The 13,138-nt window shown below is 58.4% G+C and carries 15 protein-coding genes and 2 pseudogenes; 5 read left to right on the top strand and 12 right to left on the bottom strand.

Going from position 1 to position 13,138, the window contains the following annotated elements:
* Both LXM96_RS18350 and LXM96_RS18355 read right to left on the bottom strand, forming a co-directional pair.
* A pseudogene (locus tag LXM96_RS18350) lies at window positions 1–317 on the bottom strand (histidine kinase); the annotation flags it as partial.
* Window positions 318–623: 306 nt separating this feature from the next.
* Complete coding sequence (locus LXM96_RS18355) at window positions 624–1,325, bottom strand: IS6 family transposase (RefSeq protein WP_240000018.1); 702 nt, start codon at window positions 1,323–1,325, stop codon at window positions 624–626.
* Between the two features lie 292 nt (window positions 1,326–1,617).
* Between LXM96_RS18355 and LXM96_RS18360 the strand changes: the two genes are divergently transcribed.
* From LXM96_RS18360 to LXM96_RS21905, 4 genes and pseudogenes are all read left to right on the top strand, one after another.
* Window positions 1,618–1,932, top strand: a complete 315-nt coding sequence (locus tag LXM96_RS18360; protein ID WP_240000019.1) for a helix-turn-helix domain-containing protein — start codon at window positions 1,618–1,620, stop codon at window positions 1,930–1,932.
* Entirely contained in the window at window positions 1,925–3,178 is a 1,254-nt protein-coding gene (locus tag LXM96_RS18365) for a type II toxin-antitoxin system HipA family toxin (RefSeq protein WP_240000020.1), read from the top strand. The genes LXM96_RS18360 and LXM96_RS18365 overlap by 8 nt, the downstream gene beginning before the upstream one ends.
* Before the next feature lie 146 nt (window positions 3,179–3,324).
* Window positions 3,325–3,681 (top strand): nucleotide-binding domain containing protein, encoded by a 357-nt coding sequence (locus LXM96_RS18370; protein WP_240000021.1) that lies wholly within the window; start codon window positions 3,325–3,327, stop codon window positions 3,679–3,681.
* A 127-nt stretch (window positions 3,682–3,808) separates the two neighbouring features.
* A pseudogene (locus tag LXM96_RS21905) lies at window positions 3,809–3,937 on the top strand (mandelate racemase/muconate lactonizing enzyme family protein); the annotation flags it as partial.
* 490 nt (window positions 3,938–4,427) lie between these two features.
* On the opposite strand, the gene LXM96_RS18380 reads toward LXM96_RS21905, so the two are convergent.
* From LXM96_RS18380 to LXM96_RS18400, 5 genes are all read right to left on the bottom strand, one after another.
* Window positions 4,428–4,838, bottom strand: a complete 411-nt coding sequence (locus LXM96_RS18380; RefSeq protein ID WP_240000023.1) for a GFA family protein — start codon at window positions 4,836–4,838, stop codon at window positions 4,428–4,430.
* 67 nt (window positions 4,839–4,905) lie between these two features.
* Entirely contained in the window at window positions 4,906–6,117 is a 1,212-nt protein-coding gene (locus LXM96_RS18385) for an MFS transporter (protein ID WP_240000024.1), read from the bottom strand.
* 95 nt (window positions 6,118–6,212) lie between these two features.
* On the bottom strand, window positions 6,213–6,689 hold the full coding sequence (locus LXM96_RS18390; protein WP_240000025.1) for an SRPBCC family protein: 477 nt from the start codon (window positions 6,687–6,689) through the stop codon (window positions 6,213–6,215).
* Complete coding sequence (locus LXM96_RS18395) at window positions 6,686–7,015, bottom strand: ArsR/SmtB family transcription factor (RefSeq protein WP_240000026.1); 330 nt, start codon at window positions 7,013–7,015, stop codon at window positions 6,686–6,688. Before LXM96_RS18395 ends, LXM96_RS18390 begins: the two co-directional genes overlap by 4 nt.
* Before the next feature lie 579 nt (window positions 7,016–7,594).
* Window positions 7,595–8,818: an MFS transporter gene (locus tag LXM96_RS18400; RefSeq protein ID WP_240000027.1), complete on the bottom strand. Its 1,224-nt coding sequence runs from the start codon at window positions 8,816–8,818 to the stop codon at window positions 7,595–7,597.
* A 113-nt stretch (window positions 8,819–8,931) separates the two neighbouring features.
* Between LXM96_RS18400 and LXM96_RS18405 the strand changes: the two genes are divergently transcribed.
* On the top strand, window positions 8,932–9,519 hold the full coding sequence (locus tag LXM96_RS18405) for a TetR/AcrR family transcriptional regulator (protein ID WP_240000028.1): 588 nt from the start codon (window positions 8,932–8,934) through the stop codon (window positions 9,517–9,519).
* Between the two features lie 11 nt (window positions 9,520–9,530).
* Here the strand turns inward: LXM96_RS18405 and LXM96_RS18410 are convergent, their stop codons facing one another.
* The 5 genes from LXM96_RS18410 to LXM96_RS18430 all read right to left on the bottom strand — a co-directional run bounded on the left by LXM96_RS18410 (window position 9,531) and on the right by LXM96_RS18430 (window position 13,113).
* Window positions 9,531–10,388, bottom strand: a complete 858-nt coding sequence (locus LXM96_RS18410; RefSeq protein WP_240000029.1) for a sigma-70 family RNA polymerase sigma factor — start codon at window positions 10,386–10,388, stop codon at window positions 9,531–9,533.
* Entirely contained in the window at window positions 10,388–10,858 is a 471-nt protein-coding gene (locus LXM96_RS18415; protein WP_240000030.1) for a carboxymuconolactone decarboxylase family protein, read from the bottom strand. Before LXM96_RS18415 ends, LXM96_RS18410 begins: the two co-directional genes overlap by 1 nt.
* Before the next feature lie 216 nt (window positions 10,859–11,074).
* On the bottom strand, window positions 11,075–11,719 hold the full coding sequence (locus LXM96_RS18420) for a putative quinol monooxygenase (RefSeq protein WP_240000031.1): 645 nt from the start codon (window positions 11,717–11,719) through the stop codon (window positions 11,075–11,077).
* Window positions 11,720–11,779: 60 nt separating this feature from the next.
* Window positions 11,780–12,010 (bottom strand): nuclear transport factor 2 family protein, encoded by a 231-nt coding sequence (locus LXM96_RS21770; protein WP_317208276.1) that lies wholly within the window; start codon window positions 12,008–12,010, stop codon window positions 11,780–11,782.
* Window positions 12,011–12,219: 209 nt separating this feature from the next.
* A complete protein-coding gene (locus LXM96_RS18430) occupies window positions 12,220–13,113 on the bottom strand; it encodes an alpha/beta fold hydrolase (RefSeq protein WP_240000032.1) in 894 nt (297 codons plus the stop codon).
* Window positions 13,114–13,138: the final 25 nt, after the last annotated feature.

The following is a 13,138-nucleotide window of genomic DNA, read 5'->3' on the forward strand; positions in this document are numbered from 1 at the left end:
ATCACTACTTCAGCATTGCGTGTTGATGCACCGGCCAGGACGGCCTTGGCCATGGGACAAAAGTCATGAGCAAGTGCAGTGCCGTTGGGGAGAAAAAGAGCAAGCGAGCCACAGAAGCGCTCAGTTTGATTGCCGAGAGCAGGGCTTCGCCCCCAAAGGTCCGCGGCCTCTCGGTTATAGCGAACGAGCCAGCCGTCGTGGTCGCAGATATAGACAGCGCCTGGTATGGCATCGAGTACACTTGGAGCTGCTGCTGTGAGCGCCTCGAATTCCGTGAGCCGCCGCGCCGCGGCAGGAAACTCCTCAACATTGGACATAGCTATTCTATCCCCTCGTGGCCTGACCCAGTGCCAATGCTGCGCGCCCGTCCCGCACCCGAAACTCTGCAAAGGTTGCCGCCCATCAGAAGTGCAACTAAAGCAAACGCGCCGATTGAACAATGGTTCCAGATTATCGGGCTGAAGGAACTTGCTTGGTTGCGAGCGATCGTAGCTGGGAAACCTCTTCAGTACCCGCTTGGGGCACACGAAATTTAGAACCTCGACCTGCATCAACAATGCCCTTATGGGCATCGTCAACTTAACGGCAACGAGCGCAGCCGTAACACCGGCTGAGTTCGTCGGTCATGCTCGGGCGATCTTCGCCCACAGGTTCATCGCCTCCGAACGCAATTCGCGGTGGTGGCTGGAGGAGATGTCGTGGCGGGGGATGTGGAACAGGTTGGCAATCGGGTCATGGATTGAGACGAAGCGTTGCAAATGTCGCGGTGACTTGAAGCGCTTCATGATCCGCTCTCGTCGCCGAACTGGCTGATGGGAATTCTCCGCCCGATTGTTCAGGCCTTTGTGGGAACGGTGCTCGACACCGTGCATGGTCTTCCGCTTTGCAGCGTCGTAAGATCGAAGCTTGTCAGTGATCATCACTCGCGGCGCTCGGCCTTGGCTCTTCAAGAGCTTACGCATCAGACGCTTGGCCGCCTTGGCATTGCGGCGGCTTTGCACCAGTACCTCCAGCACGAAGCCGTCCTGATCGACAGCACGCCAGAGCCAGTGCTTCTTGCCGCGGATCGAAACAACGGCCTCGTCGAGGTGCCATTTATCGCCGAGCCGACCGGAAGAGCGCCGGCGGATCTCGTTGGCGAAGGTACGTCCGAATTTCTCGGCCCAAAGCCGGACCGTTTGATGCGAAACAATGATCCCTCGGGCGGCCAGCAAGTCCTCGACCATCCGCAGGCTCAGAGGAAAACGGAAATAGAGCCACACGGCATGGGCAATGATCTCAGCGGGAAAGCGATGGCGGCGGTAGAGGGGATCACGGTCTGTCATGGCCCTACATCCCACAACGCCATCCACGCTTCGTTAAGTTGACGATGCCGCTTTGGCGCAGGACCGCCTTGCGCAGATGTGTTCCGGGCAAAAACAACGTCGGCCGCAGCGCGTTGCGGTTTTCTGGTCGAGGAAGTCGCCGCTGTCTTTCTGGCCATCATCAAAAGACGCGAAGACAGATAAACAGATCATATGCAGTCAAATGATCCAAAAAAGTATCTTTTTATATTGACCTGTACGATGAGGATGAGATATTTCCTCCCGTACCAAGGAGAATGGCTGGGTAGGCGATATGGCACGGTCTGAATCAGACGCCCTGCTGGAAATCGGGCATTTGCTGAAAGCTGCGCGTAAAGCCCGACAACTGACACAGGAACAGCTTGCCGAGATAGCCGGCATATCGCGTCCCCGGTATCGTGAGATAGAAACTGGAAGAAGTGCTGCGCGCACCACAACCCTTATCAACATCGCCCGCGCGCTCGGGCTCGAATTAATGCTCATCCCGCAGGCGATGGTTCCGGCTGTTGATGCCCTGCTGCGGCCGCACGACGATCTGGATGATCTCCCGGCATTCATTGCTCACCCAGATGAGGGTGAGAATGTCTGAGGTTGCTTCCGATCCGAGATCCATCTCGTCGCTCGACGTGCTGCTTAACGATGTAAAGGTCGGTAAAATCGTTCGGACGCCTGGCGACTTTAACGCCTTCAGCTTCGAGGACAGCTATCGCGCAACCGGCGGCTTTCCAGTGCTTAGTCTGTCTTTTCGCGCAACCACTGGCGGCTTGCGGAAGGACCCGAAACCCGTCGCCAGAGCTTTACCGGCGTTCTTCGCCAATCTGCTCCCGGAAGACAAGCTGCGCGAGGCAATGGAAAGACACCACGCGGGGAGTGTTCGCGCGGGAAACGATTTCGATCTGCTCGTCGCACTGGGTTCGGATCTGCCAGGCGCCGTCCGCGTCGTGCCGAGCGACAGGACGATTTCCCGTCTCGACAATCTGCCCGCTACCAAACCGAAAGCCCGGTTCTCGCTCGCCGGCGTTCAGATGAAGCTTTCGGTCATCAAGAACACGGGGAAGGGCGGTGGACTGACACTGCCGATCGGCGACGAGCAGGGAGCCTACATTGCAAAGTTTCCATCGACCTCGTTTCCCGGCGTGTCGGAAAATGAATATGCCAATCTCGCATTAGCTGAAGCGATCGGGATGGAAGTGCCGGAACGTGAACTGGTCGAGCAGTCGGAGTTTGAAGGCATACCGAAAGAGTTCGAGACGCTGTCGGATGGAAAAGTCCTACTCGTTAAACGCTTCGATCGCGGCGCAAGCGGCCAGCGAATTCATATTGAGGATTTCGCGCAGGTATTCGGCATCTACCCTTCGCGGAAGTACGAAGGAGCTGCATATCCTGATATCGCCGCAGCCCTGAACGTTGCCGTTTCGTCCGACGCTGCGCTCGAGTTCGTCCGCCGACTGGCTCTGGCTGCCATAACCGGCAATGGCGACATGCACCTAAAAAACTGGTCGCTGATCTATCGCGGAGCGGGCAACAAACCAGAGTTTGCGCCTGTTTATGACGTACTCTCGACAATCCCTTACATCCCTGCAGATGCAATGGCGCTGTCGCTTGCCGGCGAGCGCCCCTTCAAGGCGTTGAATGCGCAGCGATGGAAAGCCTTCGCCAATCGTGCGCGGCTGCCGGAAGCAGCCGTGCTCAAAGCGGTGGTCGATACGGTCGAGCGCGTCAACGAAGTTTGGTGGTCGCTGCCGGAACGTAGTGTTGCTCCGGCGAAAATTCTCGAGCGTATCGATATGCATGTAAGGCTGATGACACCGATCCTTGGCACGTGCGCGGAGTAAAGCCGTCCGGCCGAGCGGTGGCGGCGAAGCTCCGCCCTAGCCCGTGCGCCAATTCTCTTGGCGCATCTTCACCCATTGCCAAAGAGTATCCTCAACAATTTGCGATCCCCCCCGTCGGCATGGTGATCGTCGGTAGCAGCCATCCGGTGACCCGAATACAGGCAAAGCGTCTGCGCGAAAGCACCGCGGCGAAGGCCGTAACGGTGATTGATCCCGCGCCGACATCAGCAGATGCCTCAGAAACCCTGCGACGTATTGGGCAGGAACTCGCCGCGACGAATTATCATGGAGAAAGTGCACTCGTCGTCGTGGGTGGCAATACCCTCACCGCCGTCCTCGCCGCGGTCGGTGCTCAATCTCTCGCCTGCCGCGGCGAAATCGGCCCCGGCCTGCCAGTCTCCACCATCTCAGGAGGCCGCTTTGACGGCGTCACGCTCATCACGAAGTCTGGCGGCTTCGGCGGCGCAGAGCTGTTGGCAAAGGTGTGCGGAAGTGCGGCGTAGCAGATGCTGTAGGTGGCGCTTGAGACCGCGCGACCGGCCAAGCCAGCCCTGCTTGTCGACCGAGCTACGTCCTGAACTTGGCAGTGAACCTGGCTGGCAGTAACAAACAGATCCGTTTCTTGTCCGTGGGGACGATAATTTCATTCGACCAGACGAGGACCATCGCCTCAGTGTTGCTGAAGCTGCGTCATTCTGCCAGAAGATGCCGATGGGGACGATCGACTTCCTCGAAGAGGGCATACGCGATGAGGCCCCATCGCCGGTACCGGAGGATCTTGCCTCCACGCTACAAGTTGCACCTGGGGGGCACGCTCTGGAACTGCGCAGGAACTACCTCGACAAGGATGCGACCAGCCAGATTATCAGCTTAAGCATCCTGCCCGCCGAACATTATTGCTATGAAATCACCTTGCGGCGCCAAGCATGATTCTGAGTTGGAACAGGGTCGTCTGTTTCGTATTCCCTCAAGGCGAAGAAGCTCGCTGGGCAATCCACGGACCGCATGCAGACGCTCAGCGGCGGTCTCGCGACCCTAGGAGATCACTGGATGCTATGCTGATCCGTTGAGCGGCGAGGGCGCTTGTGTCTCGGGCTAGTCGGCGTTTTGTATTTGCGAACCCAGCACAGTCCGCAAACCGGCTCCTTGCAGCCACTCCCTCAAGCGTCGCCCTTCGCGGACGACGCCAGCTTGGCTTCCCACATCAGGTCGAGCTTTGCTCGTGCCTCCCAGGTTGCTCCGACGTTTCTTACCCGGGCATTTTCTCGAACTTCGGAATGTCGGGATCGAGATAGTCCCAAAGATAGCCAGCTGATGCCCACGAAACCATCTGCGGCTTATAGCGGCTCGGATCGTCGAGGCTGCCGGTGCGAAGGGCAAAGAGTTCGGGCGCATCGGGAAAAGAGATGTAGAGCGGGGATCCGCAGGTCGCACAGAAGGAGCAGGATTTCCGCGTGCCTCCTTCGCCACTTACTAGCCAATGGCTCGCCTTGCCGTCCACCGTCACCGCGGCAGCCTCAAACGTAAGGTATGATGAATGGCCGGTTCCGCTTTGCCGCTGGCACTGCCGGCACTGACAGTCTATCATGACGATAGGCTCGCCGAGAATCTTATAGCGAATGGCTCCGCAGGCGCATCCGCCTGTATAGGCGTCACTCATGTCGTTTCTCCCGCAATGGATTATGTTGTTAAAGTCAGCTAGGACGGAGGCCGCCTGTGCGGTCCCGTTATGCGATGGCTGGTCGCGCTTCCACTTGCGGGAAGGGCTTGAAAGTCAATGCGATCAGGAAAGCTCCAAGACCCAGGCCGCAGGCGCCCAGATAAAGCCATGTATAGGTGGCGAAGGTGTCGTAGATCAGGCCTCCTGCCCAAGGGCCGAGTGCCATGCCGAGCCCGCCGGCCATTCCAGTGCCGCCAATGATTGTGCCCATCATCCTCTGCGGGAAGTTCTCCCGTGCCAGCACTGCGTAAAGCGGCATGACCCCGGCATAGACGAAGCCGAACATCGCTGCGACCGCGTAGAAGCTTTCCAACTGACGCACAAAGAAGAAGAAAAACGCTACGACCGCCTGGGCCAACAGCCCGAGGGCAAGGATGTTCTTGGCGCCAAACCGATCTCCCATAACGCCAAATGCTACCCGGCCGCCGAGACCAGCAAGACCTTCGACGCTGTAGATTGTGACAGCCGCGACGAGCGGGATGCCACAGCTTACGGCATAGCCGACCGTATGGAAAATTGGCCCGGAATGGGTGGCGCAGCAGAAGAAATTGGTCAGCATCAGTACGATGAACGGCCACGACTTCATAGCAGTGCCAACGGACATCGGCGCACTTGCCCCGCTTCCTCCCGCGAGCAGTTGCTCTTCCTGGAGCGCGGGCGGCCGACGGATAAAGAGGGCGAGTGGTATCATGGTGATTGCAGCAAGGCCGGCAATGACGAGCATGGAGAGCCGCCAGTTGTAGTGGGAGACCAGCCAAGCTGCGAAAGGCGACACTGTCATCGGCGCCATGCCCATTCCGGCTGATGCAAGCGACACCGCAAGGCTGCGTTGGGTGTCGAACCAGCCCATCACCGACGCCATCAATGGCGGCAGGATCGCCGCGATCGACAGGCCGACCACAAGCCCGAAGATCAGCTGGAATTCAAACGCCGATGTGGTGCGACTAGTCCAGGCCAGGCTGATTGCCAACACTGCCGATCCCATCAGAACAACGGGCCGGGCGCCGATGCGGTCAGATAGCGAACCAAACGCCATGCTGCCGAGCGCCATTGCGAGGAAGGCGACGGTCATGGCGGTGGATATATCAGTAACCGACCAGCCAGTGTCCTTCACAATCGGGTGGATGAAGACCGGCAGCGTGAACATGGATCCAATCGCCATGCAGCCAAGCAAACCACCAGCGGCAACGATGACCCAACGATAGGTGTCTTCACGCATGCTGTTTCTCCTCTGACGGTTCGGCTGGCGTGCCTTTGCGCTTCGCTGCTGACAACCTTCTGCTCAGTACCCTCGTCCGGCTCGATCGACTCCGCTCAACGTGCCGGCATGTCCTCTTCAGCCGCGATGCCCGCCAGCCGTTCTAGGCACACCTTCCAGCCCTTTCCCAGGCCCTCGTACGCGCTGACGTTTCTCGACAGGAGAAAACCGGAATGGACGAGCTGAAGACGCGTGCCGCCTTTCGTCTCCGACAGCGTCCACGAAACCATCGTGTCGAGCAGCGAGCCATAGCCGGAATTACCTTCGTCGCCACCTTTCCAAGAATAGGAGAACCGCTCGTTCTCCTTCACTTCAATCACTTCGCACCGGATCGTTCCGTCCCAGGCGCCAGCGGGAGTCGTTTGAAAGGTAAACCTGGTACCGACCACCGGCGCAAATCCCTTGGGCTCCATCATCCAGCGAGCGATTAACGAACCCGTCGTCAACGCCTTCCATAGGACGGAGGGTGCGTGAGGAAAAACTTCGTCCAACGCAATGTCGTGCGGTACGGCCTTGTGCATGGCATCCATCATGGGTCCATCTCCTTCAAAAGGTCTCTCAGATTGTCGAGCCGCTCGTCCCAGAACTCGCTGTAGTAGCTCATCCAGTCAAAAAGCGGCTGTAGGCCCTGCGGCTGGACGCGGTAATAAACGTTGCGCCCTTCCGGTCGCTCGTTCACGAGGCCCGCGTGTTTCAATGACTTTAGATGCTGCGAAATTGCGCCTTGGGTCACTCCGCTGCCACGGGTGAGTTCAACGACCGTTATTTCCTTGGATTTGGCGATACGCTCAAAGACCGTCCTGCGGGTCGGATCGGCAAGTGCGCGTATCACCGTGCTGATGTCTGTTGTCACAACCATAGGAAATCAATAGTCGTTGCTAATAGAATAGTCAACACTAATAATTTGCGGGAGGCGGTTTTCTTTCCGTGGCAATAATTTTAGCTACGCAAAGGCGGCACGACGTCACGTAAGATCCAGGGGCTCTTCGGTTGGATGGTAGCCTCTTGGCTGAAACTGCTGAACCACACAGCAGATTGTGTGCCATCTAAAATGGCGGCACCACAGCACTGCCCCGCGGAATGCTCTGTTCTGCCTAGTTCGACGTCAACGGGCTGAGGTTATCGTCGCGCCTTGAACGTCTTGCATGGCGTGAGATCACCCACTCGCTTTCCCCTTCCACCACTTCGGAATTCGGTATTTCCAGTCCATTCTCGCTGGGCGCTTTGCGATTAGATCGAGCTCACTCTTCGTCGTGGCCACCTGATCAGAAAGTCGACGCCGAGGTTACTTTTGAAGCGCTCCGGTAGCGGATTGGCTGCCATTTCTGGTAGTCTCCGCTGGAGCGCTCCCTCTTGTTCTTCCTGACTACCGCCGCCGGGTCGAAAGCTCGGTGCCCCTTAGCAGATCTCCATTCAGCGAGTAAAAAAGATCAGGGCGTCACTCGGCTAACTGCGTCATCTTGACTTCTACGGGAGTGCAGCGGTCGCCCGCCAGAACGCTCTGCGCCACAGCGATTGTGGCCACCGCTGCCGCGCCTGCGGCAACTGAGCACCAGAAACCGTTGTGAGCACCGAAAGTGTCAACGACCCAACCAGTGACGAAAGCGCCCAGCGCCATGCCGATACCAATACCCGTCATCACCCAAGTGACGCCCTCGGTCAGCATGGAAGCTGGCACCCGCCGTTCAATCAGGCCGAACGACGTGATGAAGGTAGGTGAGATCGCAAGGCCGCTGACAAAGACAGCGACTGCGAGCAGCGCCACCGTATCTGCGAGCAACAAGGGGAGCGTGGAAACGGCAACGACGCTGATAGCGATCAGCAACTGTCGTTGCAGCGCCATGCGGGGGTTCAAGGCTCCCAGAACTAGCCCGACCACAAATGACCCAAGCGCATAAACGCCGATTACAAGACTTGCGGCGTTGGGTTGGCCGAGTTCTTTGGTGATTGCGACGGTACTGACCTCAACGGTTGCGAAGATCGATCCCACGAAGATGAGCGCAAGCGTGATGACTTGCACCGGCCGCTGGCGGATCGCAGATCTGCTTGGGCGGTTGTGCGGAACTGCCCTCACCTGGGGTTCTGTGGCGCGCTGAAGGATGAAGGCAGTGGTGCCGATCCCGAGACAGGCCGTACTTAGAAGCATTCCTGCCTCGGGAAAGAGCGCGACGGCTAAACCGACGGAGAGAGAGGCACCGGCAATGTAGACCAACTCATCGGCCGCGGATTCAAGAGCATACGCAGTGTTCAGCTCAGGACGATCGCGGAAAAGTTCCGTCCATCGCGCTCGCACCATTGCGGACATGCTGGGCATCGCTGCGGCCAGGAAGGCGGTAACGAAAAGGACCCAAACGGGCCATTGTTGATTGGTGGCAACAATCAGCGTGAGGAAAGCGGCGACAGACAAAGTGGTCGTCGGAACGACAACGGCCGTTTGTCCGAGGCGGTCGATGAGCCTGGAGATCTGCGGCGAGACGAGCGCGTTGGTCAGCGCATAGGTGGCCGACACAGCCCCCGCCAACCAATATTCACCATGCGTCTGAGACAACATAGCAATGATACCAATCGGCGCCATTGCAATCGGCAGGCGTGCAAGGAAGCCAGCCGCCGAGAAACCCTTGGCTCCGGGGGCTCTGAAGATTTCGGCATAAGGATTTGCCATGGGATGCTCCTTCGGCAACAAAATTATGTCTTACATACACGACGTATGTAAGATGTATTTGCATACGAGACGTATGTCAACTACGATATCTTCAAAGTCTGAGATGGAGTCTGATGGCCAAAGCTCGTTCCGAGATGATCGCCGAAACCCGTGCGAAGCTGGTAGCCGCCGCGCGACATGCCTTTGGGACAGTGGGATACGCCAATGCCTCAATGGATGACTTCACCGCAGGAGCCGGCCTCACTCGCGGCGCGCTCTACCATCACTTCGGCGACAAGAAGGGACTCCTGCAGGCCGTCATTCAGCAGATCGATGCGGAAATGACGGCGCGGCTGCACAAGGTTTCGGCCAAGGCGCCGACCCGGTGGCAGGCCTTCGTCGACGAATGCGTCGCTTATATCGAGATGGCGGTGGAACCGGAGATCCAGCGCATCCTGTTTCGCGACGGTACTGCCGTCCTCGGAGATATCTCCCAATGGCCAAGCACCAACGGCTGCATTCAGGCGCTCGCTGACGCGCTGCGACAGCTCCAGACAGACGGCGAGATAGGCGCAGACATCGACATCGACGTTACCGCACGGCTGATCAACGGTGCCAGCGCTCACGCGGCGCTGTGGATTGCCAATTCCGACGATCCGCAAGCGACTTCGAAGCGGGCGGTGGAAGGCTTCCGCACACTGCTTGAGCGCCTGAAAACTTAACCCCCTTCCGCTCAGTGCAGGTGCTTCAGCTTGTCGGGATTGCGCATCACGTAGATTGCCGTCACCTTGCCGTCCTCGATATCGAGGGCCGTGGTCTGCAGCTCGCCGTCCGCCTCGCGGGTAATGAAGCCCGGCAGGCCGTTCACCATGGCCACCCGCACCAGTTCCCAGCCGCCTTTCTCAAAGAAGCGCACCAGTGAACGCTGGACCTTCATGACGTCGTCGATGCCGAAGAGCAGCCGCAGTGCTGCTGGGCGCTTGCCGCCGCCGTCGGAATGCAGGCTGACGTCGGCTGACAGCATGGCAGACAGCGCGGTCATGTCGCCGCCGCGCGATGCAGCCAAGAAGGCTTGGGCGATCTCCAGTCCACGTTTCCTGTCGACCTGGAACCGGCTGCGCGCCTCGCGCACATGCGCGCGTGCCCGCGTCGCGAGCTGCCGACACGCTGCCGGTTCACGACCGACCGAGGCTGCCACCTCCTCAAATTCCAGGCCGAAGACATCGTGCAGCAGGAAGGCAGCGCGTTCCAGAGGCGAGAGGCGTTCCAGCGCCAGCATCAGTGGCAGCGTGACGTCCTCCTCTTCCTGCTCCTCCACGACGGGATCGGGAAGCCAGGGGCCGATATAGGTTTCCCGCTTCTTGCGCGCCGACTTCAGCTGGTCGAGGCAAAGCCGCGTGATGGTGCGGCGCAGGAAGGCCTCCGGTTCGCGGACCTCTGTCCTGTCGGCCCTCATCCAGCGGATGAAGGCCTCTTGCACCATGTCCTCGGCATCGGCCACCGAACCCAGCATGCGATAGGCGACGCGCATCAGCTTGGGGCGAAGCGGCGCAAAGCTTGCCGCCGCATCCTCGTGGCCGACGCTCTCCATCAGGCCACTGCCTTCGCTGTGTCGGGAATGGCAGGCGTTTCCACCCACAGCCCAAAGCCAACCGCCAGCCGATTCCAGCCGTTGATGACATTGATCATCAAGGTGAGTTTCACCTGTTCCTCCTCGCTGAACTCGGCTTCCAACGCCTGGGATGCAGCCTCCAGCGCAGGACCTTCCGAAAGGCGCGTCAGGGCGTCGGTCCAGCCGAGCGCGGCCCGTTCGCGATCGGTATAGCACGGCGCCTCGCGCCAGGCCGAGAGCAGATAAATCCGCTGCTCGGTCTCGCCCTTGGCGCGAGCCTCGGAGGTGTGCATGTTGATGCAGTTGGCGCAGCCATTGATCTGCGAGGAGCGGATTTTCACCAGTTCGATCAGGCTGGTTTCAAGGCTTGCGGCGGCATCCATCGACATGCCCATCCACTTCTTCATGAGAATGGGCGCTGCGTCAAAGGGATCAAGTCTCGGCGTCATCGTCGTTATCCTCTGTTGGGGTGACGATGACATGACGATGAAGGATGGTCTTGTGTGACATGGGAGTGAGGATTTTTCACCAATCAGCACCACAGAGCCTCAACCCAATCCGGCTGCACGGCCGGCAGAGTGTGCGCAGTAACCATTTCTAAGATAGGTGGGTGCCGTACCCCCAGAATCTGATGCATTGCCCGTGTCTATGCTTCCGTCCCCTAGCTAGCGGATCACCACAAGACCCGCGGCTCCGGCCATAACTGCTCCAGTCGCTCGGTTTACGCTGTAAACAGTGCTGCTTCCGATGAAGTTTCGAGCTCGGGCGGCGAGAACAACGTAGGCCGACGGGGCAAGGGAGTAGACGGCGACAAGTACCGTCTCGAAGACAATCAAATCTATCAAGCTACACGAGCCACCACTGCAGCAATTGTAGGCCCGGGAGAAGCGGTTGCGAGAACAACTGCAAACGCAAACGTCCAGCAGAGACATGATTGTTTCAGTCATTCCCACCACCTGGCCTCTTGCTGCAGGTCGGCGTTGCGCGACCTGCCTTGCGACCCGGTGTCCCGAAAAGTCAGCAATGGTTAGATAGGCGGTTCCGCCGACTGCGTTCGGTAGAGCTTCACATCGACGTATCGAGGCACGAACTTCGGCCCCTTGGCGACCTTGCCAAGCGTCCAGAGACTGTTGATCCCGCCAGCATTCAAAAACATTGATGCGCGCCTCATCGACAGAGTCTGCACTGATCACAAAGTCGAGACAGCCTTCGGCTTTCCGAGCTTTTTCGACAAAGCCGGAGAAGGCGGCAACGATCGCGTCGCGCTCATTGAGGCTGTTTGCAGTGGAATAGCCGGCAATGATGATCATTGATCTTTCCCCGGGATTTCGACGCAGTGGGTCGTACGCATCCGACAGATGCCCCTGCAGTTATGTCTTGGCTGCTTCGGGCAGAGGGGCGGCCTGCCCGGGAGATTTCGCGTATCCCAAGGCTTCGACGATTTTTCCATCCCGCACACGCATCAGGTTTACGCCGCGAACAGAATTGCCGTCACCAAAATTGAAGCGCCACCGAATATTTGCGCGATCCTCCATCGTAACCGTTTCTTCGAGTTCAAAATATGCAGCGGCATCTGTGGCGACAGCATTCCAGAAGCCAATGCAGGCTTGGTACCCTCATAGCGGGTCCCATTTTGGAGCCGGCTGGATCGATTCCATGACACAATCTGGGGCGATTAGATCATTCAGGAGCGCAGGGTTGTGCTCGAGGAACGCTCGGTTAAAGCGGTGCATGATGTCTGCTGTGGTCTGTACTCGCATTTTATCTCCTCTTCGGTAAATCGGCATGTAACTTTCAGGGAACAATCAAATCAAGCCGGGTTAGCGCCTCCGACGGCTCGTGTGCCAAGGCGGGTTAGAAAGCCGCGGATCAAATCGACCACCTCATCAAGGTTTGTTTCCAGGAGCCAGTGCCCTCCATCTAGTAGATGGAGTTCTGCGTCTGGCAGGTCGCGGAGGTAAGCGCGCGCGGATTGCTCCGGCATGTAGTGGTCATGCGGTCCCCAGACGATCAGTGTTGGGGGTCGATGTTGGCGCAGGTAGTGGCGATGACGCGGAAACCATTGCCGGTTCGCTTTGAGATCAAAGAGCAATTGTGCTGCCGCGTCCTTCCTTTGCTCCGTCATTTGCGACCACTGCAATTCCCACAGGTCGGGCGGGATCAGCGCAGCAAGCTCGTCTCTCACATTGTTAAGGAACTCATCACGGAAGTTCTCGTAGGTCACTGCCTTGCGAAGTTCGGCGAGCATCTGGTCGTCCGGAAGCGACCACGTCTTTTCAATGTCGGCGTATTTTGGTCCAAGGGCATCTTCGTAAGGGATGTCACCGTTCTGGATAATGATTGCCTCAATCCGGCTCGGCTTCATAATCGCCAGCCGCGCACCGATAGGGGAGCCGAAATCGTGCAGGTACAGGACGAATCGATCGAGCGTGAGTTGATCCACGAAGTCATTGAGCCAACTGGCATAGCCGTCAAAGCTATAGTCGAAGGTGCCGGGCGTTCCGCTATACCCAAAACCTGGATAATCAGGCGCGATCAAGCGCCATCGATCCGCCAGTCTTGGCATGAGATTTCTGAATTCGAAGGACGAACAGGGGTAACCGTGGGGCAACAATATGACCGGCGCTCCTTGCGGCCCAGCCTCTCGGTAAAACGTGTCGATCCCGTTTACCGAAATGAAGTTGTGTCTAACACGCTTGCTCATTTTCTGCTCCTTGAACGCACGGAGA

Origin of the sequence: Rhizobium halophilum, from assembly GCF_021648825.1 — a bacterium.
In the GTDB taxonomy this organism is placed as follows: Bacteria; Pseudomonadota; Alphaproteobacteria; order Rhizobiales; family Rhizobiaceae; genus Neorhizobium; species Neorhizobium halophilum.

What these genes read in the sequence shown, in the direction of transcription:
- LXM96_RS18355 (WP_240000018.1), bottom strand. Translation starts at nt 1,325, where the DNA reads ATGACAGACCGTGATCCCCTCTACCGCCGCCATCGCTTTCCCGCTGAG.
- LXM96_RS18360 (WP_240000019.1), top strand. Translation starts at nt 1,618, where the DNA reads ATGGCACGGTCTGAATCAGACGCCCTGCTGGAAATCGGGCATTTGCTG.
- LXM96_RS18365 (WP_240000020.1), top strand. Translation starts at nt 1,925, where the DNA reads ATGTCTGAGGTTGCTTCCGATCCGAGATCCATCTCGTCGCTCGACGTG.
- LXM96_RS18380 (WP_240000023.1), bottom strand. Translation starts at nt 4,838, where the DNA reads ATGAGTGACGCCTATACAGGCGGATGCGCCTGCGGAGCCATTCGCTAT.
- LXM96_RS18385 (WP_240000024.1), bottom strand. Translation starts at nt 6,117, where the DNA reads ATGCGTGAAGACACCTATCGTTGGGTCATCGTTGCCGCTGGTGGTTTG.
- LXM96_RS18390 (WP_240000025.1), bottom strand. Translation starts at nt 6,689, where the DNA reads ATGATGGATGCCATGCACAAGGCCGTACCGCACGACATTGCGTTGGAC.
- LXM96_RS18395 (WP_240000026.1), bottom strand. Translation starts at nt 7,015, where the DNA reads ATGGTTGTGACAACAGACATCAGCACGGTGATACGCGCACTTGCCGAT.
- LXM96_RS18400 (WP_240000027.1), bottom strand. Translation starts at nt 8,818, where the DNA reads ATGGCAAATCCTTATGCCGAAATCTTCAGAGCCCCCGGAGCCAAGGGT.
- LXM96_RS18405 (WP_240000028.1), top strand. Translation starts at nt 8,932, where the DNA reads ATGGCCAAAGCTCGTTCCGAGATGATCGCCGAAACCCGTGCGAAGCTG.
- LXM96_RS18410 (WP_240000029.1), bottom strand. Translation starts at nt 10,388, where the DNA reads ATGGAGAGCGTCGGCCACGAGGATGCGGCGGCAAGCTTTGCGCCGCTT.
- LXM96_RS18415 (WP_240000030.1), bottom strand. Translation starts at nt 10,858, where the DNA reads ATGACGCCGAGACTTGATCCCTTTGACGCAGCGCCCATTCTCATGAAG.
- LXM96_RS18420 (WP_240000031.1), bottom strand. Translation starts at nt 11,719, where the DNA reads ATGATCATCATTGCCGGCTATTCCACTGCAAACAGCCTCAATGAGCGC.
- LXM96_RS18430 (WP_240000032.1), bottom strand. Translation starts at nt 13,113, where the DNA reads ATGAGCAAGCGTGTTAGACACAACTTCATTTCGGTAAACGGGATCGAC.